Source organism: Paracoccus wurundjeri (assembly GCF_030678915.1).
Lineage (GTDB): Bacteria > Pseudomonadota > Alphaproteobacteria > Rhodobacterales > Rhodobacteraceae > Paracoccus > Paracoccus onubensis_A.
This window is the reverse complement of the sequence record NZ_JAUUTZ010000015.1, coordinates 1-23,816: the sequence shown is the minus strand read 5'-3', so window position 1 is coordinate 23,816 and position 23,816 is coordinate 1. Positions and strand designations below refer to the sequence as shown.

Here is a 23,816-nt window from a genome sequence, read left to right as displayed (position 1 = left end):
TGGATTGAACTGCAACGGGCCTTCTCTCCTTATGCGCGACCCTCTCCGTAGCTTTGCCTGCAATCATCCATTGAGAGCACGTCCTATCCTGTGGCATAAACGGGGAAATATATAGGGCTGCATAGGATGTGCCGCTGAAACCTCCTGCCAATGAGGTTTTCATGGCCAAGGACTATGCAGGCGCAACGCCTCTCGACACCGCATTGAACCGACTCGGCGTTGCGCCGGAAAAGCCAGTTTCCATCAAGGACAGCTTTGACGCCATTGCGCGCAAAACGCAGGTTCCGGCCAACGTGCTGATGGCACTCGATGATGGCAGCGGTGACACCGGCCGGGCTGAGGCCAATGCTCAATTTCTTTCCCGAGCCGTGGAAGGCGGGACCAAGATCGAGGACGCGATAAAGGCACTGGCCGGTGACGATGCGTCCGGTCAGGCGTTGTTGCAGCGCAGCTATGAAATAGCAGATCAGTTCTACCCCGCTGACACCCCTCCCGCGCAGGGCGAAAGCGGCGGCAGCATTCTGGGTGATCTCGGACGCCTGACAATCGGTGGTGCTGTGCGCGGAACCGGTTCTGCGATCAGTGGTGCCGGGGCGATGATCGACGACATTGCTCAAACCTATCGTGGCACACAGGATCAGCCGGGCGAAAGTCTGGTGCGGTCCGGTTCCCGCGCAGCAGGTGAAGCCGTCGGAGACGTTGGCGATGCCGTTGCGGATTCTGTCTCCGAGGAAATGAAGGCGGCACAGGCGGGCACGCAGCCCGGTGGTGAACTACTCGATCCGAGCACTTGGACTCTGGGTGACGATCCGAGTCTGCGTGGCATCGCAGGCATTGCGGCTGAAGGCATTGGCTCAATGGTTCCGGTTGTTGCATCCGCGCTTGTGGTCGGACCCGGTGCCGCCGCAGGTGTCGGTGGAGCCATGGGCGGCGGTGAAGGTGCCAGCAATGCCCGCCAATTCGTCATGGACGCAGCGACTACCATGGACGAAACAGGCCGTCCTGAAATCGAAAATCTGCCTGCCTATCAAGACCTGATTGCACAGGGCATGAATGCGACGGAGGCAACAAGCGTTCTGGCCCAACGTGCAGAGGCAGACAGTGCCTTTGCACAATCCATCCCCGCCGCCCTGGGCGGTATGGCGACGTCACGGATCATCAGTGCTGCGGACGGTTGGATCGGCAAGGGCGGTCGCCTTGCGCGGGCTGCGAAGAAAGGTGCGGCTGGCGCGCTCGAAGAAGGCACACAGGAAGCGATCGAAGGTGTTGCCGGTAAGGCCGGCCTCGCGGGCGCAACCGGCGCGGAGCTGAACCTTGCCGAAGATACTTTCAGCGATTTCATCGGCGGTGCATTGGCGGGCGGCGGCATCGGCGTTGCTGCGGGTTCTTTGGGTGCGGGCCAAAATCCGCAAGGCCAGCCGACGGATAATAATGCGCCTCCCGACCCGCTTGCACTTCCTGCGCCGCAGCCAGCCCAGGGCGGCCCGCTTGTACCGGCCCCGCGTCAAATCACCAGCGATCCGACCGCTCAGAACCCGGATTTCGCGTTCCCTGGCCTGCCCGCGCCGGAAGGTGCTCCTGCGGCCACGCCGGAAACTGGCGTTGTCCCTGCTCCACGCCAAATCGGTTTCGATCCGAATGTGCAAAATCCGAACTGGTCATTTCCGTCCGGTTCTCCGAATCCCGGCGCCGACGGCAGCGGCACCGGGTCAGTTGCCGCGCCGGATGGCAGCCTTCCCCTCTCGGGCGGTGATCCCGGCGCGGCAGCGACAATTCTTCCAATGGGCGCGCTGCCGGGGCCAACGCCGCCCGCCGGTCTCCTTCCCCCTCCCGCCGGTCCTATCGACGCGCTGGCACAGAACATGCCCGTCCCAGAGGTCGAGCCCGCGCCGCCGCCCCAGCGTTTCCCCGAGCACAAACCCGGATCCACGGTGCGCCTGTTCGATCCAAGGGCCGGCGTACCGGTCGATGGCGTTTTCATCGGCGAGTCTGAAAGCGGCGCGATGGTGCGCGTTGGCGGTCAAGAGATCGAGCTTGACCCTGCCCAGTTCGACAGCGCCCGCGATGCTGCCAAGGTCGCGGATGAGTTGGCAAAGGAAGAAGCCAAACAACAGAAGGCACAGCGAACCAAAGGGGGGCCAACCGATCCTCAAGCCCCTGCCGCCGGGCGCGATTTATCACAGCTTCGGTTGGATGATGGGCGCGGAGCTGGCAGCGAAGCAATTGCACCGCAGCAAGATTCTGTCCAGCAAGGAACTGACGATGTTTCTGGCTTGGCTGGAAAATCCGAATCCCAACCCACCGAAGGATCTGAACCGGGTGATCGCGGCGGTAGAGCTATGGCAGGTGATGCCGGGCAGCCTGTATCAGAACTGACAGATGGCACCGACACGGAATTACACCACCGGGCCGCGTTCATCGAGGCCGCTAATCGGCGCGAAGCCGCATATGACGCATGGGAGTCCACCGGCAGCCTCGCGTCTGGTCCGCAAAAAGATGAAGTTGATGCGGCAATTAAAAACCTACGCAGCGTGCGAGCAGCGTCGATCCGCGACCTAGGCAAGGAAAAGACCGAGCAATTGTTTGCGGCCGCCGACGCTGCAACCATTGCCGATACGGGACAGCAACCGGTCAATAATGCATTACAAGACCCGGTGGCCAAAGCCGCCACCGAAGCCGCACCCGATCCGAGCGACGGACAGAAAGAAGCCGGAAACTATCGCAAAGGTCATGCCCGCTGGAATGGTTTGGACTTATCTATTGAAAACCAGAAGGGCAGCCGACGCAGTGGCACCGATCCTGACGGTAACGCATGGTCGGTCACCATGCCCGCGCATTATGGTTATTTCAGGTCTACGGAAGGCGCGGATGGCGATCACGTCGATTTTTACATGGGCGATAACGAATCCGCACAATCTGCCTATGTCATCGATCAGGTTGATTCTGAAACCGGAGCTTATGACGAAGCCAAGGTAATGCTGGGCTTTGATAGTTCAGCCGACGCACGCGCCGCGCATGAAGCCGCATTCTCGGACAGCAAAGGCGCGGCACGCCTCGGCGGCATCAAGAAGATGACTGTCCCACAATTGAAAGAATGGCTGGCAAGCGACCAAACCAAAAAGCCGGTTTCCATGACACATCGCCGAACCGTGGAAAATCCGCGAACGCCAGCCCCGCAAAAGCGCCCTCTTATCAACTATGTCATCAGGCAGCTTGGCGGGATCGCGCCCACCGGCAGTGTGGCTGAGGAATTGAAGGCGCGCGGTGTCAGCAGCAAAACCGCTCCGGGCCTGTGGCGCAAGATCGGTCGGGCAGAACTAGATAATATCCCAGCCGCCGAGCATCCTGACCTTGAGGCACTGGTGGGACGGTCAGATGACGGCCTGTATCTAAATCCTGCGGCGATTGTTGATGCGATCCTCGAGGAGATTGCAGGCAAACCGCAGCCATTGGGTGAACAGGCCATTTTGCAGCAGGCCGCGCGAGATGCCGAGGCGGCAGAAACTGCCAACCGGACAGGCGCGATCGATGCCGATGAGAACGGCAACATGGATCGCCCTATCCCGAACCGCGATCAGGATATTCGCCCAGACGAGGATCGGAGGGCAGATATTGCAGGCGTCTTGGATGGTGCAATCGAGGATTTCGGGCTCTATTCAGCTTTGACCTACGCTGATCGCGAGGCTATTATCGAGATACTTGATCGTGACGGCGGCGATGTTGACGACGCTATCTACGATTTTCTTGCCCGAGGTGACGACAATGCCATTCGAGAAAGTTCCAGTGACGGACGAGAAGCGGCAGAAATTCCTGACGTCCCTTTCGGCGATGAACGAAACGATCAACGACCCGAACGCGACGATGGCGCAGAAGACCGAAGCGGCACGCAAAGCGAGGGTGTTCCAGGCTCTGGCGAACGCGAAGGAAACGACCCGGATACCGCCTCGGACGACGTTGACCAGCAAGTAGCGACCGAGGCCGGAGCCGAAGGGCTCCCGCAGCAGGTTATTCCCGGAACAGAACGCAGCGATGCGCAGTCGCTGCAGGCCGGTTCGGACCGCGCCCGCCTCGAAATGCAAGCGCGTCAGCAGCAATCCAAGATGCGCCGTCCCAACGGGAACAGCGGTGATGCCGGGCCATTGTTCGACTCGCAGCAGGATCTGCTATCTGGTGTCACATCTGACGCCACGAATGATAATGCACCTGAAAGCTCCGGCAAGATCGAGGATTTTGGCGAAAAGCTGGAAGGCGCACGTAAAGATGTCTGGTCCAGCTATGCTGATCGGATGCGCGATGCGGATGACATCGACATCTCGGCTGAACCGTTGTCGAAATCATGGCCCTCGCCGGATTATCAGAAACTGATTGATGCTGGCGTCGATCCCTGGACGGTCAGTTTCATCCGCGTTGTCCGTGACGCCATTCCTACTAAGCCCCAGAAAGCATGGCGGCTAAAAGGTTGGGTGCAGAATGTTGAGGCTTTGCGCGAGCTTGCCAATCGCCTGATGCGTGGAGAGATCACCCAATCCGACATTAAATCCAGCACTGCAGACATCGATACCGGGAAAACCAATGTCCTTCGCAGCATCGAACTCTACGAGGCAGTTGGCCACGACAAGAGTCTCAAAGGTCTGCGCCTCAATGCTGCCCAGTATTCCCTGCTCGATGGCCAGCGTCACGATCCTTCCCTTACCCGGTGGGAGGTAACTTCGGCCGCGAAATCCACCGCATTCTCGAACATGCCTCGCGTCATCGCACATGGCGACACGAAAGAAGCGGCGCTGGAAGCGTTCAAGAAAGCCCATGCCACGCTCGACCAGCAACAGGACAAGGCGAAAAAGGGCCCGAAATTCCTAATCTACTCGCGGCGTTCTGCAGAAGGCAGCCGCAGTTATCATGTCGGCGTCAAGATCGGCCGGGACCATATCGATCTGCGCGACGTCCCGGATGTGAAGGAAGCCCGACGGCTTATAGCAGAAGAAGCCGATGCGTTGCAGGCGCAGCTTGATCGAATGCGTGACATTCCAAATGAGCGCCGCGACAGAAATTCGCCGCGCGTAGGTGTTGATCACCGCTCCGGTTCCGATGTCAGCCCCGAGCAATTCTCCGACACCTTCGGTTTCCGAGGGGTCCAATTCGGTAATTGGGTTGAAGGTGGCCGGCGCCAACAGGATCTGAATGAGGCATATGATGCTTTGATGGACCTTGCGGGCATTCTCGATCTACCTCCAAAAGCCCTGTCGCTGAATGGTTCCCTCGGGCTGGCGTTCGGTGCCCGCGGCAGCGGTGGCCGAAATCCTGCCGCCGCCCACTATGAACCCAACCAGGTGGTGATCAACCTGACCAAGAAGCAGGGGCGCGGTTCCCTGGCGCATGAATGGTTCCACGCAGCAGACAATTACTTCTCGCGCAAGCGGGACCGGAAGGATGGCTTCATCACCGACAACTCATTACCGGGAAATCAGGTCGAGGGCTTGCGCCCCGAATTGGTCGATGCCTTCGGCGATGTCCGTCGTGCGATCGCCAAGACCGACCTCGAGAAACGCTCCGCCAATATCGATAAGATGCGGACTTCACCCTACTGGTCAACCGGAATCGAGATGCATGCCCGGGCTTTCGAATCCTATGTCATAGCAAAATTGCAGGATCAGAATGCATCCAATGACTATCTCGCCAATATCGTGAACGGCGCCGCCTGGGGTCTGCAAGCGGAGATGTCGGGCCTCGGCGACAGCTATCCTTATCTCAAACCCGACGAGATCGAAACTGTTCGCCCGGCCTTCGATGCATTGTTCGAAACGATCCAGACCCGCGATACCAACCTTGGCGTGGAGATGTTTTCGAGGTTTGCTGATCGTGAACCGGTCGCGGAATTGTCCGGCGATGAACTTGGTGAGTGGAATGATATCCGGCAACTCGGTCGGAAAGCCGAAGCATGGTATCGGAAAAATCTCGTGGGGACGACCGTTACAAACTGTCCGTGACGGAATGCAGTCCTATCGTTTCGTGACCGAGGGGGCGAATACCCTCAATGGCGATCCGCTGATCGAGGACATGAACCCGATTGAGGTATTGTCCAAGGTTGCGGGCTTCACCCCTGCCCGGCTTTCCGAGCGGTATCAGATCAACAACCGGCTCAAGAATGCCGAGCGCAGAGTCAGCGATCAGCGTCAAGCAATCCATCGCGAGATCGGAGATGCGATCCGCGCGGGTGAACCTGTCCCCGCAAAGGCGCTTCAGCGCATGCGCGAGTTCAATCGGGATTGGCCGGAATGGCCGATTACGGCTGATACAATCCAGCAATCAGTGCGCGGCCGCATGCGGGCAAGCCAGCGTAACGAGTTCGGGGTTTCGCTTAATCCGAAAATCAACGCGCGCCTTCGCGCGGAACAGCCCCCAGCGTTACATGATTGAGGTCAAAAAAGAGCACAATGCGGACGGTGCCTGTGCGCGCCTGATTGTATCCGTTATTCCTATCAAAATGCGGACGGAGGAGCCTGTGCCTGTAGCATAAGCCGGATCGGAGAGACCGGCGTCAGTGCGCGATCGCACCGGTTCTGATGTTCAGATACCATCGGTTTTGAAGCTGGATTCCGCCGCAGTAGGTGAAATAGTAGTCCTGCCCCTTGGCGGGCGAAGATGTCCATCCCCACTCACGGAAATCTGAGGATTTACAGGCGCCTTCATTGATCATCTTGAGAGCAGCCGTGCAGAATTGATTGGAATACCTCCGGTAGTTGTCAGAGCTTTCTAGTCCCAGATCGTCGCAGGCTTGGGCGGTTTTTGGCGCTTCTGGCTTCTCGTTTGCCAGATAATCCGAAGAAACCCAATGTGCGAGCCGCCCATCAACGATCCCATTCGCGGGCGTGCACGCAGCATTCCCAGAATCCACCATGCCGCTCTTGCCATTGATGCACATGGCGGAGTGAGGTTCGCCGATCCGCGACCAGCCACTCTTTTCTTCGTAAACCGTAACCTTGCTGCCATCCGTTATCCAGCCGGTCACCCCGCATTGGGTTGAAGGGCAGGTGCGGATGGTTAATCGCTCGGCCGTGCTCCACTTCTCCTTAACAGAAGCGAGGGCGGGCTGGAGATTTGGCTCAGATGATGCCACAGGTGCAGGCTCAGGCGAAGCGGCTGAAGGCTCGGCCTGCGCTTTCGCCGGTGCCTTCGAGGCGCTAATATTACCGAGAGGGCTGCTGCTTCGCCGCAGAGCATCTAGGTCTCGTTTGGTGTTCTGCTCGATCTGCTTACTTGCGTCCTGATAGGCTTTGTAGGCCGCCGCATCCAGGGCGCGGCCTTGCTCCTCTATCTCCCTCTTCTTTGCCAGTGCCTCAGGACCGTAATAACCATCTTCCGCCAGCACCGTGGTCCCACGGGTGATGCTGTGGATTTTCCCATCAGGAGAGATGTAGCAGTTAATAACATCGTCGAAGACGTGGCGCTCCTTGGCGAATATGCCCGCCTCGACAAAGCTGTATCTACTTGTCGGAAAACCTAGGTGTTCTACGGCAAGCGTGCAGTCCTCTTTTGGACTGGCGATGCCGACTTTTGCGCTGAGGAGTATCAAGGAAATTGCAACGATTGTTTGACGCACCATATGCAGCCGCCTCACGGAAAGGACTAAACGGGCGATGTTACCCATGGAAACTTCAGAATAGTGCTGACCACGCTTTTGAGTGTCAAGATTCCATTCATTCGATTCCGTAGTTGACGGCCTACCGCATGACCATGAAGTCCACTGGATTTGAGCGGCGGCTGACTTGCACCTGACCGTCTGCCCTGTACGCAAAGCAGACATCAGTTCGCCATTGGCCAGCAACACCACATAAGATATATTGGCTGTAAATCGGCTGCATAGGACGTGCCAGCGCTGCTTTTGCAAGGGACGGTCCTATGGCGCAAATCACGCTTCTGAAATCTTCGGCGCTTCAATATCTGATGAGTCAGATTACTTCGGCCTTCAATTCGGAAGCGAGCGCGCGGCAGATTGCAGATACAGGCATTCAGAATGACTTAAGAGACGGTCGCACATATTATCTCACCGCCAGCCTAACGCCGAGCGGAGCAGTATTACCGACCGGAGTAAAGGCAGTGATCGCGGGGCACAACGGCAGCGGTACGACAAGTGACTGGCGACCTTCAGGAGCACCCGACGATGGGATCGAAACCGACACGCGTGTCAAGGACGCCAATGGCAACTGGTGGCTGCGGATGACCAGCGCGGACGCAGTTGCCGCTAATGTTGAAATGCGGGACGGTCGCGAGTTTGTCCTGATGCCTGCAGAAAGCCCAAGCGGTGGAAATGTCCCCGCGACATATGCCGCTGACACGGTGACCACCGTCCATTTCGCAAGCGGTTTGCGCCGACGCTGGCGCAGGCTCGGCAGCCCTCCGGAAGATGGCCTGGAAACGGATGCTATCAAGCTGGATGCCAACGGAACCTGGTGGCAGATCACCAAGGAGGCAGGCGTTTCTGACGAGGCCGCACAAAGGGCCGCGGACGTGCAAAATTTGCAGGAGCAGGTTGATCTGAAGGCTGCACAGCAAGATCTCGATAGAATGCTGGCCGCCGACACATTGCTTGATCATTCAATTCCTCTGATCACCATTGGCGAGAAGTCAGGTGAGCAAGATGTCCTTAGGCTCGTTCCTGGCAAGAATGGTGGTATTCTCGGCAACTATGTGACCGATCTTCATGAGACGGACCCTGAAGATGCATACACTATCGAGTGGCTTAACGGTGCGCCACTTCGGAAAATGTATCCCGACGGTCTGGATTTTATCCCATCTGCCCGGTTTATTGCTCGCCTCGGAGACGTTGCAGGCGGCGGTGAAACTGCAGATGGTTGGGCAACTGTCGAAGGAAGGTTCACTGCCGAAGCCGGTCAACATGGCGTCCTGGCGGTGGACCGATTCATTGATCGTGCCGATGGCGTTCGCCTGCCGGTCGCTGTCGTCAATGGGGTGACGCGCAAAGCGATCATCATCAGCGTCTATGGCCAGTCCAATGCAGATGTCACCCGGATGGGCGATCCTCTGTTCTGGAATACGCCTCCATTCCCTCATCACGCCTTCATGCTCGATGACATGAACACCGGCGGCAATATGCGCGGCGGCATGATGGGTTGGCAGGGTGTTGCTGTGCAGCGCGGGACCCGGATGATCAACGCCAGCGAGGTTGCGCGTTTTACGCAATCCTATGGATCGGCCGCCCTGTCTCGCCTGTTGATGTGGGATGGAGGCTTGCGGCGCGTCGGCCTCGTGCGTGCATCCGCATGGGGTGGCAACAAGCTGATCGGGAATACCGAGACCACCGGCATCTGGAAAGGCAACACAGGATCTTACTCGCAGTCCTGGCTCAACTGGACCGGAGATATCCAGCAATCCTATGACCTGCTGACCGCCGCTGGGTACGAGGTCGAAGCTGTCTATATCTGCTTTACGCATCAGGAAGCAGACTGGCAGACCGATCCGGCGCAGTACCTTGCCGATTTCCTTGCCATGAAGGCTGATCGCGAGGCCATCATCACCAATGATCTTCCCGGAATCGGCGTTCACTGGTTCGTAGATCAGGCATCCGGCTCCGGGTTGGTTGGAGGTCAGACCTATAGGGGCGGTGCATGGCCCGTGCGCATGGCGATCGCTGATGCAGCAAAGGCTGCAAACAATATCACCATGGTCATGCCGCGCTATTGCATGGACTTCGGGCTTGAGATCGATGGCGTGACGCGAGAGTTCATCCATCACAGCTACCGGGCGCGGGTCTGGCAGGGGGAATTGTTCGCCGCAGCCATGCATGAGGTCGAGAAAGGGCGGGAATGGCGCTGTCCCGAGATGGCATCGGCCACCGTTAGCGGCAATGACGTGATCGTGGATTTCGACAGCATCCATCCGCTGGTGATCGATCCGTCATTCTGCAGGGTACGTCCCGATATGGGCTTCACCGTCGATGCTGGCACGACCGCCATCACCGATGTTCGCCAGACCGGCCAGCGGCAAATCACCGCCACCTGTGCATCCGTACCGACCACCTCCATTGCCTATGCCTATCGTGAGCAGGATGCGGAGGATGTATCGGACGAATGGCCGATCAGCACCGGCGCGATCCGCGATGCCTGGATCATGCCATCCTATTTCGATCCCGGCAAAACGCTGGTCAGAGCCGCGCTTGGCGGCATTATCAACCTGTGAGGTCAATCCATGCCGCTGAATATTCGTGTCCCTAATCCACAGGACTATGCCAGGGCAGTCCTGCCACATATCCCGACAATCGGGGAGATTATTGAAAATGTTCCAAACCTTCTCGGGCTATGGCATGCTTCTACCGCCTCGGCAGGGGTCATAGCCACCCTCGACGCAACCTTCGGCACAGCGGTTCTCAATTCCGCTGGTGGCTCCAATTCTGTAACCAGAGGCACCGTGGATGACACTCCAGTAGTCACCTTCGGGGGGCCGGGCGACCGCCTGGTTTCGACATGGGATGATGTTGCTGGGGAAGCGAGCGTTATGGTCCGGTTCTACATCCGGGAATCCTCAGCCGACTTCCAGAATATCTACGGCCCGTCAGGTGGACGCCTGCTGTTCAGGTCCAACCAGACGTTCCACTGGTCAGCCCAGCCGCTGGGTGGTGACATTACTGGCATGGCTCCCTCAGCTCCCGTTGTCGGCTGGCATTCCGCAGAAATCTATTATGCCACTGACGCCGTGCATCTCGTCATCGATGGGAACGAATACACCGCGCCGCGCACCGCCGACATGAATCCAAACATCATGTTTGGGAACAATGCCGCCGTCGGCGATAACACATCGGTCGCGATCGCCTCCATGTTCGCCTGCAACAGCAACATTTACGGTACTGAAGAGGCTACCGCGCTGAGGGCATATCTGTTCGGGTGAAGATGCTAAACCGCGGATCATTTCTCGACATCTTATGACCAGCTGCGGGCATGAGCCGAGGTCGATCAATGGATGATGATTCTCTCCGGCGCGGCAATGTAGCAAGTCTCTCCATTGTCGAATACTTCAATTGCAAAGCCCTCCCGGCTAAGGCACTCACACGCGGCACTGACTTCACCCGAGTTGGATTTGAACGGATGGTCTTCTAGCATAATCCATGCGAGCACCATCTGTTCATAAGGCGTCAACCTACCAATGCCAGGATGTGTTAGCGGAAGAATCAGGGATGCCGGATCAATTCGGCGGCCATCATCCCACCCGCAAGCGGAGCAACACATCTGCCCGAATGTGCCCCAGTCACGATCGGTATCAGGATAAATTCTTCCTCCGCATTTCGGGCATCGTGGTCGTGACATTCCGAGGTTTCCGACCATTTCATTGATACGGTGCAAGTCCGCGCAATGCAGCCTGACACGCAAGAGCAAGGCGATAATTCCCGCCGTGCTCTTTCAAGTCAATAATATCTCTGCATCCCAACGCGCGCGCGCAGTCCAGATCGGTTTCAGCAAGGCCGGACGATTTCATATCGGAAATCCAACGGCTGAAACTATCTGCGCTCATCTGGCCGTCAGGCAGTTCGTTCCAGTCGTTGTCGTTCAGATCGATGTCGAAGCTATGTTCGACTTCCTCCCATTCAGATTTCGGAATCTCAACTAACACGTACGAAGACTGCCTACTGTGATTCAGCCACACGAGATATCGATCAACATACTCACGACGACATGACAGAATAATTAATGGCTCCGCGGATTCTGCGGTTAAGCGATAAAACATGTAGCCCCCTCGTTCCATGTGTGCTAATCGGCGATAAACCGCTTGCTAGCACAACTTATAGGCAAACAACCGCCCGAACTGCAACACTTAGGAATCCTCAAAAACTTTCGGAGACAGTTGACAACCTAGACCAAGCAGCCCCCCGAACACGATTACGAGCTTTCGATTGATCTTTAGTGCATAGCCATGCTGCCCGAAGAAATCACCCGCTTCATGATCATGAGGTCTCATCTTGATCCGCATTCAGGCACGCATCGATGCCGCCCGGTTGCACGACCGAGCCGATCCAGGGCCGAACCGAAGTAGTTAAAAGGAGCGCAAATAAGAATGCTGTGGATACACATTGGAATGCCAAAAGCTGGCAGCTCATCATTACAAGCATACTTGAATGCGAACGGCGATCTATTATCTCGGCATAATATCATGTATATGAAAACGGGAAGGCACGAGGAAGAAGAACGAAAAGTACCTTTAGTATCCCACAATACACTCGCGAAACAAATGCGTGAGAACTGGAAGAATGTTGAGGAGAATCTATTTAATAGGTACTTGAATGAGTACAACGAAAATCGAAGCAAAGAATGCATTATATCTGCAGAAATGTTTTTTGGGCATCGACTTGCCCCACTCAAAGAAAAACTAACCGATCATATAGATGATCCAATCAATATCGTAATATACCTGAGGCGCTTCAGCGACTTCCTTGAATCAGATTACAAGCAACGAGCAAAAAAGGCCAGACAATTTACGAACGCCCATAGATATGCAAAGAATGCCCTAAAATTTGCGAAAACAGATGAAAGTTATCTAAATTTCTCAGCTATGTTTGAAGAAATAAAAAGTGACATTCCGAATGCGGTCATTCATCCGCGAATTTTTCTAAAGGAAGACATGACGGGCGGAGACATAATTTCAGACTTCTTAACAAACTTGGAAGTCCCCATAGATGAGATTGTGTTACCCGAATCCCCAATTAATCGTTCGCTTTCTCGTGTTTCTAGTGAGGCACTGGGACTCTTTGCTGCCAAAGGCAGTGGAATAAACAACCGACTACACCAGAGATTGGATAGCGCGCTGCAAAATGCTGAAGACGGAAAGTTTTTTGCAAAAGGAGATGTTCTTCTGCCTGATGAGGCAAATGAACTTAACGAGGTTCTTGAGGAAAAAAATAAAGCAGTTTTGCAAGAGTATTTTCCTGATCGAAAAAGGCTGTTTCCGTCAGTGGAACACAACAAAGGTTTTCCATTGCGAGGAGATACAACTGAACTTGACAGGCTCAAGGAAACTGTCCGAGAGATTTTAAAAATTCAGCATCGATTCCGAAAAGGCTCATGATTAATTATAATGAACAACCTCGGCTCGTCACTTCATGGCGCATAGAAACTATCCACAGCCATCCAAACAGCCTCACCAAATTTGCGGCGCGGAGTTCGCTCAACTCCATCAGGACAGAGGTATCAGCATGAAAAGCACTGCATTTTTCCACGTCGGGTTTCACAAAACCGGAACTACTTATATTCAAGATTTGCTCCGTCAGAACGCAGAAAACCTCCCCAATCGCTACCATTTTTTCGTACAAGGTGACGCAGAATGTAATGCGCTTAGAAGGAGTTTTCGCCATAGAGGTGTGGGCGCCTTTGCAGAGTCTCGCAACTTGGAAGAAGTTGAAAAGACCCTGCTAGAACTGGATGAGATCGCGGGAGAGCGGGCGATTGTGCTTTCCGACGAAACCATTTTCGGATACCTGCCTGGAAAGTATGCTCCGTTCAACATCTATCACGATCTAGGTGAGCGCATCGAATTTATTCGAAAAGTACTGAGCAATCGTGATCCAGTGTTTTTCATTTATACGCGCGAACTAACCGATTGGCTTTTAAGCGTTTACAAGGAAGCTGTTAAAGGCCACCGAGAGAAGATGGAATTTGAAAGTTACGTTAAACGCATGAAAATTGGAGACGGTCTCGTTCCTTTATGTCAAAAACTTGTGGCAGAACATGGCGAAACCACGATCACCTTTCGCGATATGGACGTTGATAACGATGAGAAATTAGGCGTGGGAACCGCGCTTTTACGTTGGATAGGCATCACCGACGAAGAGCTAAATGCTATTCATTCAGTCAATCGACAAAACGAGTCTCTACCTGATGGAATTTTGAAAGCGATCCTAGCCATCAACCGTACTAGTTTGCCAAAACGCGCCGTAACAACAATGGTGAACAACATGTCGCTGGTAGTTACGAAGCAATCCAAGAAGAAATCCAAGTGAAGAAGTTGTTATTATCGCCTGTCAGCTAGATATCTTCTAGTTTCCCGCGATATTCAGGTGAGGGCGTCATCGAAAGTTGATTTCAAATGTCGCGGAGACACTATGCATTCTAACACCAACCATGTCGATCTCGAAAACCTTTTGGAGACCGAAGATTACTTGGTTCAATGCGATCGAACGAGTTTTAGCAGCGACGTTCACCGAGCGGTCGTTTCATTCACTGGGATTGGCCTCTCTACCGGCGGCATTCAGCGTGCCGAGTTCCTGAAATCATCAGGAGAAGGTAGTGCCTTATTCGTTGTTACTGACAAACACAGGACTTGGGGCAATTCCTTAGATGTTGCTCGTATTTCACAAACCATTATTGAGCGGGCGTCTGGACGTCCCATCCACACCTTAGGAAATAGCATGGGGGGATTTTTATCCATTCTGTTTAGCTCCCCGCTTCGCGCAGTTAGCTCAATTTCATTCGCGGGACAGTATTCTGTGCATCCCAACATTGTCCCAAGAGAGAACCGCTGGTCAGGTTATCGCTCTAAAATTAACCGCTGGTGGTACCCCTCGTTAGAGGGGCATTTCAATCGCGTCACGAATTATACCACCATTAATGGACAGCACGGTGACCGACGACAATGGAGCAAATACCCCAAGTTACCCAACGCCCGGCACTACGTGTACCCAGGCGTCGGCCACGACGTGGCAAAACGCCTTAAAGAAGACGGAACTCTTTATGAGATCATCGAATGGGCATTTTCTTCAGCGTGGCCCCAGCATGATGTTCCATCAAATTGCTTGCGCCAAAGAGATCGCTAACGTTTATCTTTGTTAGGTGAAACATACATTGAGCGTCTGGCATCCCCGCTTTGCACCGGATGGGCAGTGGAAAACAGTGTCTGCCAAGGCTAACCGTCTGGCACAGGAATCCAATGCAGGAAATCTGCGTTATAATATTTCACAGACAGGTGCGGGTCGCTGAAAGTCCAATATCCCCGCTCTCCGAACTCAAGGAACATGCTTTCGGAATACTCTTCCCAGTGAACGATATACCAGAGATCATAGACCTTCGCGAGGATGTTAGCCCCATCAAGGGGGGCTGACTCGATCGTTCTCAATTCATCGTCGCTTGGGGAGATTTTGTCGGTACCCCAAAGCATATACCTTTGCTGTTCTGTAACGTCCGTGGGCAGCTTGTCGATAACGTCGCGGCGGCTTACATCTGAGGGGGATGACTGGAGACGGCCATTAATTCCATCGCACGATGTAGAGGGCAGCCCCTCCGACTCTGCAACTCGCTTATCAAGTTTGCCAACATTCTCGTTAATCTCTGGTGTACTGGACATGAAGCTACCAATCGCTGCAGTAAGCAACTTTACGCCTAAAATTCAGGAAATCGCAAGCGATATTCCGCCGGTTACTGTCGGGCGAGCCAATCCTGCAACCTCAGAAGACCTCGCTCGATCGCGTCTAACGCGCTTGGGTCGCCAGCTCGCAATGATTTACTCGCTGTATGGATCCTTTCCCGCGATGGATGATCAGTTGAACAACCGGCCTGCCTCGCGTGACTTCTGATACGTATTTCTGCGTAGGTAATCTTACGGATATATCGAGCGGCCTATTCAACCTAAAGTGGCATTATTAACAATGAAATCCTTTAGGGTGAGTAAGTTATAATGTTTTCGGCCCGCGCCTTCAGCATTCGGCGCGGGCCGTTTTATAGGTAGATCTACGCAAGCAATCTTACTGACAGCTGCATATCGGCCGCACCGCTATTCTCGCCTTGTTAACGACACTTAACATTCGGCACTCACCCGACACGATGAAGCCCGCGCCATGGAACCAGCGCGGGCATTATCATGTCCGACAGGACCGCAGGGCGGCCTCTAAACCTGCTTAGAAGACGCGAGGGCTGCCATGGAAGTGCAAGGGCCCGGTATTGGCGGGCTTGCGTCCGCTTCTAACCGTGATTCCGGCGCGCAAAGCATTGAAAAGAGCCGCGAAGAAACCGTTGGTTTTTGCGGCGGAGGCGTGTTCTTCGAAGCTTGCATAGGTCATGGAAACTTTCTCCGTTTCTATTCGAATTACTGTGTTTCTTGGTTATGCAAATCATATAGGTATCACAGATGGCGTTAGGTATACCAATGTATGCATACCGTCCATGCTCCGAATGCATAGCGTTCGCAGGCTTCAGTTTACGGCGCTTTGATCAATAATCCCGTTGGACGAGCGCGCCCAACATCTGGTATGTTGAAGCCACCGGGCACATAGGAAGTGCGCCCTTGCATTCGAGCAAGAGGAACTTCCTATGGCGCTGTACACCATTTCCGAAGACACCGAGATCGTCGTGCCGGAAGGTGCTTATGTCCAGAATAGGGGCACAAGCACAGTCGAAATGTGCCCACAGGGCGAAGATCACGGGCTAATCATCCCGGCCTTCAATCAGGCAGTTTTTATCGAGACAGGTGGAACGTATACGTTCAAACCGAGGCAAAACCCGACTGCGATTATCGGGGTCTATGTCCTGTGAATGCCCCCTTCATATTCGGGCAATGGCCATTTGTTGCAAGGCCGCGGGGCAGCGGTTTGCCGATGCTCACCGTCACCAGTGCCACGATCACCCCGTTCAGCCGCGCGGGTGTGGACTATATAGAAGTGCTTTGGCGTGAGTCCGGAGGCATGTTGCTGACCGACAATATCGAATGCGGGTTTGCTATGGGGGCCGGCGGCGGTGCTGGCGGCCGCAGCAATTCTTACACGTGGATTAGCGGTGGTGCTGGGTCAGGCGGATGTTATGCAGAACCTGTTCTACCTCTATCCGCCGGCACATATACCATCGAGATCGGCGCGGGCGCTCCTGCATCCACGACAGCGGGCGGCTCCGCAAACGGCTCTAACACAACTTTCGACGGACCTGACGGGGTCCTGACCACTTTAGGCGGTGGTTCTGGAGCAACACATGGCGGGAACGCTTCCGCAGGAAATGGTGGATCAGGGGGCGGCGCTCGCGGCGGCCCGACAGGCACAACTAACGGCGGAGTTGGAACACCCGGCGCCGGATTCGGGGGTGGGTCAGGTATTATAGACGCTGCCGTGGAAAACCAAGCCGGCGGCGGCGGTGGGGGGAAAGGTGGCGTTGGCGGCAATGCTTCCAACGGCATTGCTGGAAACGGCGGCCCCGGCCTGCTGTTAGACTGGATTGCCGCACCTATCACCGTATGTTCAGGCGGTGATGGCTGCGTCTATGACGCGGGCGAACCCATTGTTAATTCGCCCAATCAGGATTGGGGTAGCGGCTCTGGCGGATCAATGATGGGTACCGCCGGTGCTGGCGGCGATGGCTTCTTGTTCATCGTGGTCCGAGCTGACGAGGTGAACGTACAATGACGATATACGCAGCAGAGGTGATTGACGGCGTCGTGACCCGCGTTGTCGTTCTCACCGAAGACAAGCGCGGCGAAGGATGGGTTAAAATCGGCCGCGAGAACACCGTCGGCATCGGCTGGACTTACGAAAACGGTGAGTTCATTCCGCCTTTGATCGAAAAAGAAAGCGAGTCCGATGCTTGATTCACTCAAGGAGTTATGGGGCATCATTATGTCGCTGATAATCTTTGGCGCATGGCTTGTTCGCATGGAGGCGCGCGTGAATACGAATGCCAAGGAGGTACTGCGATTGGAACGCCAGATCGAACGAGAGCGGGAAGATACGCGGGAAGCGCTAAGTGACCTCAAGGACATGTTGGCCGAGCAGAACCGGGACATAAAGATCCTTCTCGGGCGCGGGCATCAGGTTCACTGGAACGATAAGACGCATCCGCCAAGATGACGCCTTTGCCGACGCGTCATCATCTGATATCTTCTAACCATCGGACGCATAGGAAGTGCGCCCTTGCTTTAAGCGAGAGGGACTTCCTGTGTCATTCACCATCTATCATGCTGGACCGGTTCTCGATCTGATCGGGAAATATGAGTCCAAGGGCGGGGATTACGACGTCGTCTGGGGCGGCATTCCCAAAAGCATGTGTCCCGAAAAGCTGACCACCAACACCGTTGCTCAAGTCATGCAATGGCAAGCTTGGTGGCGCAGCAAGGGCCTCGCTTCAACTGCGGCCGGGAAATATCAGATCATCAGCACCACCCTGAAAGACATCGTTTCACAGATGCGCTTTGACACGTCGCGGAAATTCGACGCGGGTACGCAGGATCTGATGGCAATGCACCTTCTGACTGGCCGCGGTTTCCAACGGTATCTCGACGGCCAGATTGACGCCGACGACATGGCGATCAGTCTAGCAAAGGAATGGGCCAGCCTACCTGTGCCGCATGACATGCAGGGCGCGAACCGAACGGTCAAAGCCGGGCAGTCCTATTATGCGGGCGACGGGCTGAACAAGGCGCACCCCTCGGTTGCAGAAGTCGAACGGGCGTTGTCGATCGCACGGGAACGCTATCGGACAGGAAGTGACACGGTCCCTACCCCAACCGCCCCGGCCAAAGGCTCCGACGTATCTGTTTTCACCATCATTATCGCAATCGCCGTCGCCTTGGCGGCATATCTCGGACTGAAATCATGATCAGACTCATCAAGGAAATTTCTGCGACCGTCCGCATGGCAAATGATCTGGCCGAGCAATCCGGAAGCGCCGGCCCCCGTTGGTCTGTCTTCCTCACCAACCGCAGCTTCATCGCCCAGGTATTCGCCCTGATCTTTGCTGCCCTGGCACTGTTCGGCGTTCCCCTGCCCATCCCCGCGGACGTAGCCGCCGAGGCGGTCTATGGCCTGGTGTTCGCCATCTTGTCACTCTGGGCGCTCGTGGAACGGCTGATGGGGAAAACCCGAACCGTTTGGACGCGGCAGCAGGCATACCGGGCCGCCAACGAGGCCGACGCGCTGTCTCGTGCGCTCAGGGACGCCGGCGCGCTGTGAAGGCGCGCCGGGTTCTGCCGTACTGGTGGCGCCGGGTGAGGCGGTTAGCCATCACTCACAAATCTGGCCTGTAATATTGGATCTCGCACCGATCGTGCATGATCAGGTTGTTGTAGCGAACGAACTGCCGCCATTGCTCGATCGCTTTCGCACACCCCATTTCCGCCGCAAACTTCGTTAGCGCACTCGGCGAGTGATCCGTGCCGGCAATCTCATAGAATCGGTCCCGGCGATATCGTCCGTGCCGGTTGCAAGTCTCGCATTTCACCTCAATCCACTTCATGCCGCCTCACTCATTGTGCCCCCAACACCGCTCACGGACGCAATATTGACTCAAATGTTCACTTTATGTTCTCATCGGGTCTTGATTCGTCAAGAGGTGTGAACATGGTCACATATACGGTTTTCAACATCGCCTCCTACCCGGGCGAAGATGTTTTTGGCGGCCTGACCTTGCTCGGCGCGGTTGGCCGTCTGATGCAGCTCTCCGGCTGCAACTGGTGGTGTAGCCGAGATAACGTCGGCATCATGCACATGGAGATATTCCCCGAGGCAGCAGCAGTCGGCGATTCCTTGTCGTCAAAAAACCCAGATGACGATGCAGCCCGGGACGAAATATTCGGACGGATCGCGAATGGCCGAGTCGTCTTGCCGTCTACTTATGTCATCGTGCCGGACACGCAATTTCAGCGAGGGCCTTACCTTCGCCGGGCGGAGGCAGCGGCATGAGACGATCTACGCCACAGAAGAAAATCGACGATCGCGCGTTCCCCGTCCGCGTTATCGTGGCCCTTCCCGAAATCGGGAAGCACCGGCCACTCGATGAAATGTATCAATGGCTGGACCAGAACATCGGCAGAGGCGACTATGCTTGGCATTCCGCCGGCGGGCACACCATATTCAACGACCGCGAGGCCTTTTATTTCCGTGATCCTGCCCCGGCCGTCGATTTTCTTGCTGCGTTCCCCGAACTAAAACTGGCGGACGGCACCATATTTCCAAGCTATACTTCGCCACACCGAAGCTAATGCCCGCCGTCCCGTCCTCCAATAAATTCCGGAACCGCATGGTCTATCACTGTGTGGTCGATGGCTGCCTCATTAACTGCAGAAGACGGCCGATTACTCGATGAACCCCAATTTCACGTTGTGAAATTTCGTTCTCTTCGATTGCAAGAGAGATGAGTCCGGATGTGAGGTGTTGCCGACAATGGAGGTCGGAATGCCCAAATCCTTGAATTTTCTGTGCCACGCGAGAGCTCTCGTCTGTATTCTAACCTGCTTAGCCGGTATGTCGGGAGCATCATTTGCGGACGAACAAGTCAGTATCCTGAACCCGCAAGGTGCGATCAATCCGACAGGGACCTGGTCTGTTGCTTCCAAAGCTGGAGAATATGTTTTTGTCGCAGGCATGCGCGGAATCGACCCGCAGACCGGGGACTTAGTCGAGGACAACGAGGAGAGGATTCGCCAGGGTTTCGAAAATATGCTGCACATCGCCGCCTCGGAAGGTGGAGACGCCTGTGACACAGTCAGATTAGTCGTATATGTGACCGACATGTATAGATACCGCCCCCTCGTTAACCAGGTACAAGAGGAACTGTGGATTGATTGCCCATTTCCCCCGCGGACGATAGTCGAAGTGGACAGACTTAACGACGACGACATATTCGAGGTCGAGGGGACGTTCTACATTCCCTAAAAGGTGCTTTCACCCTTCGCCATTGCGGCTTGACTGATGCTTCTTGGCACGGATTGAATGAGTAACTCTACGTAGGTAATCTTACGGATAGGAGCGTGAGCGGTGGCCGGCTATTGTCGCCGCATTCACTACTCTCTTTGATGTAGGCATGGCAGTTCAAAGTAAGCCCGCGCTCACCCTCATGTGGCGCGGGCTATTTTTTGCTCAGTGCTACGCAGGTAATCTTACGGATTGGATCACGCAAGCTTGGCCCGTCTCAGGAGCAGCAGGAACAGATGGGACGGGCAAAGCTACAGGAACGACTGGACGCGATCACGGCGCGATATCAATTGGCCGAGTACGTTGGAGCGGACGGGTATATCGTTAAGGTTTGGGCGCATGAATTGTGTGCTCTGATATGATTAGCAAGGTCGTGCCTCTTATGGGGTGAAACGCTCTCGAAACATTCGTTGAGAATATTCAAAGCGCGGTCAGCCCAGCTTCCCTCTATGTGCTGCTGCGCTTCGTCATCAAGCCGAGGCTTGCTTATACTGTGAGGCTTGAAGACACCTAGTATTTCCTGGTTGTTCACCATTGCTGTTCTCCTCGTCTATCTTCGTGAATGCGTGCGTGATATTTGGCTAGCCGCTTCCCCCGGCGGGAACTGAATCTCGTATGTTATGCCTAATCGCTTCGCATGACGGATTGCGGCTGTCAGGGTCGGAAAGCCTAACTCTACCTGCTGGATGGTGTCGTCACCGCCGATCCAGCCCATTAGCGGATCCAACAAAACACCTCTGCGGCGAGGAAAGGCCATCTTCCAGCCCTTCTTGCAACCGCGCCCGGATGTCATAGTCGATTTAGACGGTTTCCAGATTCGAGCGGTCGCCTCCATTGGTAGAGATGACGCCCAATCCGGGCCAGAAATGTTTTGCGCCGGCCCAGAAGTAAAGCCATCCGCCGATAGAAATTCTCCCTTCATGATATTCATGGTCTGCCCTCCTAAATTTTTTTTTGGGGGGGGTAGTCCGGCCCCAACGACGGGACCGGAGCGCCGTTCGACTAGCGATTGATCTCGATGCGCTTCACCTGTGACTTTGCAGTCTCGGACTTGGGCAAAATAACGGATAAAACCCCGTTTGAGAATCGTGCATCGACCTTGTCCTGATCAATCTCGACAGGTAGCGGAATGATCCGCTGGAAGCGGCCATAATACCGTTCCGAAAATTGTCGTTCCTGATCTTCACATGACGACCTCTTCTCGCCACGCAACGTTAAAGCGCCGTTGTCAAGCAAAAGCTCGACGTCTTTTTCCTCCATACCTGGAAGATCGGCAGTGACGCGGATCTCGTTATCTGACTCGGAAACTTCGACATTCGGCCAAGCTTGGCCGGCGAGTTTTCCCTGCATCCCAACTGCCGGTAAATGGCTGTCAAATGACCTCCAAAGGTTATCGAAAAGCCGGTCAAATTCGCGGTGAAACGTCACGAATGGATCACTCGATTCATCCTGCCAAGAACTCAGAGCCTGGTTATTACGGCTCCGCCCCCACGGAATAAGATCACGTACGGACATGTTTTCCTCCTTTCCGTTCAGCATAAGCACGAGAATGTGCCAGAGTGTTCTGGCACATTCAGATAGCCTCCCAAGGTATCTCAGGCTGCTACTGTCTCCGTTTCACGGACCGTTTCGATTTTCTTGGTGTCGGCCCCCTGTCGCGAAGCGGAAGCCGCAATCTCGATCCGGCGCGGCTTGAGCTCCTCAGGGACTTCTCGCCTCAATTCAACCGTCAGAAGCCCATTAACGAGAGCCGCCCCGTCGACATGAACATGGTCTGCTAATTCGAATCTACGCTCGAATGGACGGCCCGCGATGCCCCGATAAAGATAGCTTACGCTTTCGCCGTCATCGGCATCCTTGCGACCAGAGACGATCAGCATATTCTTGTCTTGAGTGACGGTAAGATCGTCTGCGGTAAGCCCAGCCACCGCCATATCAATCCGATAGCTGTCATCACCGGTTTTCACGATATCGTAAGGTGGCCAGTTATCGATCGTCTCTCCGTGAGACGCCGATTCAAGCGTATTCAGCATGCGGTCGAAACCGATACTGGAACGAAATAGGGGTGTAAAATCAAGTCTTGTTGCCATAGCCACATCCTCCGTTGAGCAACATGGGTATAGAAACAGGGTGCTTCGCAAGGACGGCACCCTGCGTGATGTACCAATCCCCATCCGGGCGATCAGCGTATATCTATTTGGAACTCGAGACTAGGGTTTCAAGAGGGAAATCAAAATTTTTATAGATAATGTTCCGTGCAATTTCAGTTAGTTAATGGAAAATAAGATGACAGCATTTCATCTTGACGCGCCAGCTGAATCAGGAAGACTGCTCAAGCCTTCATGAGTAGCTTTACGCGGGTAATCTTACGCATATACGAGCGTGGGCTTTTCCACGGGCAAACGAATCGTTGGAACATTCATCGCGATCGACGGTTGCTGACATAGGGGCGCGACGTCCTTCCGGCCGCGCCTCAACTGCGCTCCTTATCTCTCAGGATGCTCATACGAAGTCTTACCTGTCGCCTGCGCCGAATTTCTCGGCGCAGGCACTATTAAGTCCGATCTCTTCCGCCAACTTTTCCAGCGCCTCGATCGTCGCGTCATATGTGCCCTTCGCCTTCGGGAACTTGTCCCGCTGACCGCGATAGAAGGCCAGCTGCTTAGGCAGATCTTCGATCGGAAATGTGCCTGTCCAGTACCGGCCGGTCAGGGTGAATGTCGTGTCGTCGTGAGTCGCTTTCATGCGGCGGTGATGAATCAGTTCACCGTGAGAGGCAATCCGCAATCTTTCGGATTATTCGTTTGCGGGAATCGGGAAGGCGTGCTGTCATCGACCGTCTATTGGTGGAGATATGCGATGCGTTATGAGTACACGGCCAAGAGAAGGACCGATGGGAAAATAATCCACACCGGAACCATCGACGACATCAACGACGAAGGCATGGGATATGCTGCAAACGCCATTCGGTCAAAGTTGATAGACAGTCATGACGAGGCTGTTGGCCGTCAGCACCCATGGCACAGATTTGAGGTTGTGATTGAAGGAGGATTTGGGTCTCGTCGGAGTGACGAAGGAACGCAGATGAGACCCAAATCCTCAAAATCGAAATCACCCTCCAAAGCCCCCGCCGAACAGGTGGTGAAAGATATCC

The 23,816-nt window shown here is 55.0% G+C and carries 25 protein-coding genes; 17 read left to right on the top strand and 8 right to left on the bottom strand.

What is annotated here, in order from left to right:
- The first annotated feature begins 440 nt into the window (after positions 1-440).
- Together Q0601_RS15020 and Q0601_RS15015 are read left to right on the top strand one after the other, a co-directional pair.
- Positions 441-5,984: an LPD5 domain-containing protein gene (locus Q0601_RS15020; RefSeq protein ID WP_305290679.1), complete on the top strand. Its 5,544-nt coding sequence runs from the start codon at positions 441-443 to the stop codon at positions 5,982-5,984.
- Positions 5,985-5,988: 4 nt separating this feature from the next.
- Entirely contained in the window at positions 5,989-6,414 is a 426-nt protein-coding gene (locus Q0601_RS15015) for a hypothetical protein (protein WP_305290677.1), read from the top strand.
- Between the two features lie 121 nt (positions 6,415-6,535).
- Here the strand turns inward: Q0601_RS15015 and Q0601_RS15010 are convergent, their stop codons facing one another.
- A complete protein-coding gene (locus Q0601_RS15010; RefSeq protein ID WP_305290676.1) occupies positions 6,536-7,885 on the bottom strand; it encodes an SH3 domain-containing protein in 1,350 nt (449 codons plus the stop codon).
- A gap of 11 nt (positions 7,886-7,896) precedes the next feature.
- Between Q0601_RS15010 and Q0601_RS15005 the strand changes: the two genes are divergently transcribed.
- Together Q0601_RS15005 and Q0601_RS15000 are read left to right on the top strand one after the other, a co-directional pair.
- Positions 7,897-10,194, top strand: coding sequence for a hypothetical protein (locus Q0601_RS15005; RefSeq protein WP_305290675.1), 2,298 nt, complete (start codon positions 7,897-7,899; stop codon positions 10,192-10,194).
- A 9-nt stretch (positions 10,195-10,203) separates the two neighbouring features.
- Positions 10,204-10,899, top strand: coding sequence for a hypothetical protein (locus Q0601_RS15000; protein WP_305290674.1), 696 nt, complete (start codon positions 10,204-10,206; stop codon positions 10,897-10,899).
- Between the two features lie 435 nt (positions 10,900-11,334).
- On the opposite strand, the gene Q0601_RS14995 is transcribed toward Q0601_RS15000, so the two are convergent.
- On the bottom strand, positions 11,335-11,733 hold the full coding sequence (locus tag Q0601_RS14995) for a hypothetical protein (RefSeq protein ID WP_305290673.1): 399 nt from the start codon (positions 11,731-11,733) through the stop codon (positions 11,335-11,337).
- 327 nt (positions 11,734-12,060) lie between these two features.
- Here Q0601_RS14995 and Q0601_RS14990 point away from each other — a divergent pair, with 327 nt between their 5' ends.
- From Q0601_RS14990 to Q0601_RS14980, 3 genes are all read left to right on the top strand, one after another.
- Positions 12,061-13,068 (top strand): hypothetical protein, encoded by a 1,008-nt coding sequence (locus Q0601_RS14990; RefSeq protein ID WP_305290671.1) that lies wholly within the window; start codon positions 12,061-12,063, stop codon positions 13,066-13,068.
- 127 nt (positions 13,069-13,195) lie between these two features.
- Positions 13,196-13,999, top strand: a complete 804-nt coding sequence (locus Q0601_RS14985; RefSeq protein WP_305290670.1) for a hypothetical protein — start codon at positions 13,196-13,198, stop codon at positions 13,997-13,999.
- A gap of 102 nt (positions 14,000-14,101) precedes the next feature.
- Entirely contained in the window at positions 14,102-14,812 is a 711-nt protein-coding gene (locus Q0601_RS14980) for a hypothetical protein (RefSeq protein WP_305290669.1), read from the top strand.
- Positions 14,813-14,901: 89 nt separating this feature from the next.
- On the opposite strand, the gene Q0601_RS14975 is transcribed toward Q0601_RS14980, so the two are convergent.
- Positions 14,902-15,339 carry a hypothetical protein gene (locus Q0601_RS14975; RefSeq protein WP_305290668.1) on the bottom strand — a complete coding sequence of 146 codons (438 nt, stop codon included), beginning with the start codon at positions 15,337-15,339 and terminating at the stop codon, positions 14,902-14,904.
- Between the two features lie 550 nt (positions 15,340-15,889).
- Positions 15,890-16,051, bottom strand: a complete 162-nt coding sequence (locus tag Q0601_RS14970) for a hypothetical protein (protein ID WP_305290667.1) — start codon at positions 16,049-16,051, stop codon at positions 15,890-15,892.
- Positions 16,052-16,301: 250 nt separating this feature from the next.
- Between Q0601_RS14970 and Q0601_RS14965 the strand changes: the two genes are divergently transcribed.
- From Q0601_RS14965 to Q0601_RS14925, 9 genes are all read left to right on the top strand, one after another.
- Entirely contained in the window at positions 16,302-16,523 is a 222-nt protein-coding gene (locus tag Q0601_RS14965; protein WP_305290666.1) for a hypothetical protein, read from the top strand.
- A 62-nt stretch (positions 16,524-16,585) separates the two neighbouring features.
- Positions 16,586-17,380, top strand: coding sequence for a glycine-rich domain-containing protein (locus Q0601_RS24710; RefSeq protein WP_370656144.1), 795 nt, complete (start codon positions 16,586-16,588; stop codon positions 17,378-17,380).
- Positions 17,377-17,562 carry a hypothetical protein gene (locus Q0601_RS14955; RefSeq protein WP_305290664.1) on the top strand — a complete coding sequence of 62 codons (186 nt, stop codon included), beginning with the start codon at positions 17,377-17,379 and terminating at the stop codon, positions 17,560-17,562. The genes Q0601_RS24710 and Q0601_RS14955 overlap by 4 nt, the downstream gene beginning before the upstream one ends.
- The gene (locus Q0601_RS14950) at positions 17,555-17,821 is read left to right on the top strand and encodes a hypothetical protein (protein ID WP_305290663.1); all 267 of its coding nucleotides are present in this window, start codon (positions 17,555-17,557) and stop codon (positions 17,819-17,821) included. The genes Q0601_RS14955 and Q0601_RS14950 overlap by 8 nt, the downstream gene beginning before the upstream one ends.
- An 88-nt stretch (positions 17,822-17,909) precedes the next feature.
- The gene (locus Q0601_RS14945; protein ID WP_305290662.1) at positions 17,910-18,569 is read left to right on the top strand and encodes a lysozyme family protein; all 660 of its coding nucleotides are present in this window, start codon (positions 17,910-17,912) and stop codon (positions 18,567-18,569) included.
- Positions 18,566-18,922: a hypothetical protein gene (locus tag Q0601_RS14940; protein ID WP_305290661.1), complete on the top strand. Its 357-nt coding sequence runs from the start codon at positions 18,566-18,568 to the stop codon at positions 18,920-18,922. Before Q0601_RS14945 ends, Q0601_RS14940 begins: the two co-directional genes overlap by 4 nt.
- A gap of 387 nt (positions 18,923-19,309) precedes the next feature.
- Positions 19,310-19,651: a hypothetical protein gene (locus Q0601_RS14935; protein ID WP_305290660.1), complete on the top strand. Its 342-nt coding sequence runs from the start codon at positions 19,310-19,312 to the stop codon at positions 19,649-19,651.
- Positions 19,648-19,950: a hypothetical protein gene (locus tag Q0601_RS14930; protein WP_305290659.1), complete on the top strand. Its 303-nt coding sequence runs from the start codon at positions 19,648-19,650 to the stop codon at positions 19,948-19,950. The genes Q0601_RS14935 and Q0601_RS14930 overlap by 4 nt, the downstream gene beginning before the upstream one ends.
- A gap of 193 nt (positions 19,951-20,143) precedes the next feature.
- Positions 20,144-20,623, top strand: a complete 480-nt coding sequence (locus Q0601_RS14925) for a RidA family protein (RefSeq protein WP_305290658.1) — start codon at positions 20,144-20,146, stop codon at positions 20,621-20,623.
- 589 nt (positions 20,624-21,212) lie between these two features.
- Here Q0601_RS14925 and Q0601_RS14920 read toward each other — a convergent pair.
- The 4 genes from Q0601_RS14920 to Q0601_RS14905 all read right to left on the bottom strand — a co-directional run bounded on the left by Q0601_RS14920 (position 21,213) and on the right by Q0601_RS14905 (position 23,407).
- Entirely contained in the window at positions 21,213-21,593 is a 381-nt protein-coding gene (locus Q0601_RS14920; protein ID WP_305290657.1) for an NADH dehydrogenase ubiquinone Fe-S protein 4, read from the bottom strand.
- 71 nt (positions 21,594-21,664) lie between these two features.
- Positions 21,665-22,177 carry an Hsp20/alpha crystallin family protein gene (locus tag Q0601_RS14915; protein WP_305290656.1) on the bottom strand — a complete coding sequence of 171 codons (513 nt, stop codon included), beginning with the start codon at positions 22,175-22,177 and terminating at the stop codon, positions 21,665-21,667.
- Positions 22,178-22,257: 80 nt separating this feature from the next.
- Positions 22,258-22,752, bottom strand: coding sequence for an Hsp20 family protein (locus Q0601_RS14910; protein ID WP_305290655.1), 495 nt, complete (start codon positions 22,750-22,752; stop codon positions 22,258-22,260).
- 424 nt (positions 22,753-23,176) lie between these two features.
- Positions 23,177-23,407: a hypothetical protein gene (locus Q0601_RS14905; protein ID WP_305290654.1), complete on the bottom strand. Its 231-nt coding sequence runs from the start codon at positions 23,405-23,407 to the stop codon at positions 23,177-23,179.
- Positions 23,408-23,416: 9 nt separating this feature from the next.
- On the opposite strand from Q0601_RS14905, the gene Q0601_RS14900 reads away from it, so the two are divergent.
- On the top strand, positions 23,417-23,816 hold a 400-nt coding region (locus Q0601_RS14900), incomplete at its 3' end, for a hypothetical protein (protein WP_305290653.1).

Coding starts and splice junctions, on each gene's coding strand:
- Q0601_RS14915 (WP_305290656.1), bottom strand. CDS start 22,177: ATGTCCGTACGTGATCTTATTCCGTGGGGGCGGAGCCGTAATAACCAG.
- Q0601_RS14920 (WP_305290657.1), bottom strand. CDS start 21,593: ATGAATATCATGAAGGGAGAATTTCTATCGGCGGATGGCTTTACTTCT.
- Q0601_RS14940 (WP_305290661.1), top strand. CDS start 18,566: ATGATCAGACTCATCAAGGAAATTTCTGCGACCGTCCGCATGGCAAAT.
- Q0601_RS14970 (WP_305290667.1), bottom strand. CDS start 16,051: ATGACCTATGCAAGCTTCGAAGAACACGCCTCCGCCGCAAAAACCAAC.
- Q0601_RS14910 (WP_305290655.1), bottom strand. CDS start 22,752: ATGGCAACAAGACTTGATTTTACACCCCTATTTCGTTCCAGTATCGGT.
- Q0601_RS14980 (WP_305290669.1), top strand. CDS start 14,102: ATGCATTCTAACACCAACCATGTCGATCTCGAAAACCTTTTGGAGACC.
- Q0601_RS24710 (WP_370656144.1), top strand. CDS start 16,586: ATGCTCACCGTCACCAGTGCCACGATCACCCCGTTCAGCCGCGCGGGT.
- Q0601_RS14925 (WP_305290658.1), top strand. CDS start 20,144: ATGCCCAAATCCTTGAATTTTCTGTGCCACGCGAGAGCTCTCGTCTGT.
- Q0601_RS14995 (WP_305290673.1), bottom strand. CDS start 11,733: ATGTTTTATCGCTTAACCGCAGAATCCGCGGAGCCATTAATTATTCTG.
- Q0601_RS14935 (WP_305290660.1), top strand. CDS start 19,310: ATGGTCACATATACGGTTTTCAACATCGCCTCCTACCCGGGCGAAGAT.
- Q0601_RS14985 (WP_305290670.1), top strand. CDS start 13,196: ATGAAAAGCACTGCATTTTTCCACGTCGGGTTTCACAAAACCGGAACT.
- Q0601_RS14990 (WP_305290671.1), top strand. CDS start 12,061: ATGCTGTGGATACACATTGGAATGCCAAAAGCTGGCAGCTCATCATTA.
- Q0601_RS15005 (WP_305290675.1), top strand. CDS start 7,897: ATGGCGCAAATCACGCTTCTGAAATCTTCGGCGCTTCAATATCTGATG.
- Q0601_RS14930 (WP_305290659.1), top strand. CDS start 19,648: ATGAGACGATCTACGCCACAGAAGAAAATCGACGATCGCGCGTTCCCC.
- Q0601_RS14955 (WP_305290664.1), top strand. CDS start 17,377: ATGACGATATACGCAGCAGAGGTGATTGACGGCGTCGTGACCCGCGTT.
- Q0601_RS14975 (WP_305290668.1), bottom strand. CDS start 15,339: ATGTCCAGTACACCAGAGATTAACGAGAATGTTGGCAAACTTGATAAG.
- Q0601_RS15000 (WP_305290674.1), top strand. CDS start 10,204: ATGCCGCTGAATATTCGTGTCCCTAATCCACAGGACTATGCCAGGGCA.
- Q0601_RS14905 (WP_305290654.1), bottom strand. CDS start 23,407: ATGAAAGCGACTCACGACGACACGACATTCACCCTGACCGGCCGGTAC.
- Q0601_RS14950 (WP_305290663.1), top strand. CDS start 17,555: ATGCTTGATTCACTCAAGGAGTTATGGGGCATCATTATGTCGCTGATA.
- Q0601_RS15015 (WP_305290677.1), top strand. CDS start 5,989: ATGCAGTCCTATCGTTTCGTGACCGAGGGGGCGAATACCCTCAATGGC.
- Q0601_RS14965 (WP_305290666.1), top strand. CDS start 16,302: ATGGCGCTGTACACCATTTCCGAAGACACCGAGATCGTCGTGCCGGAA.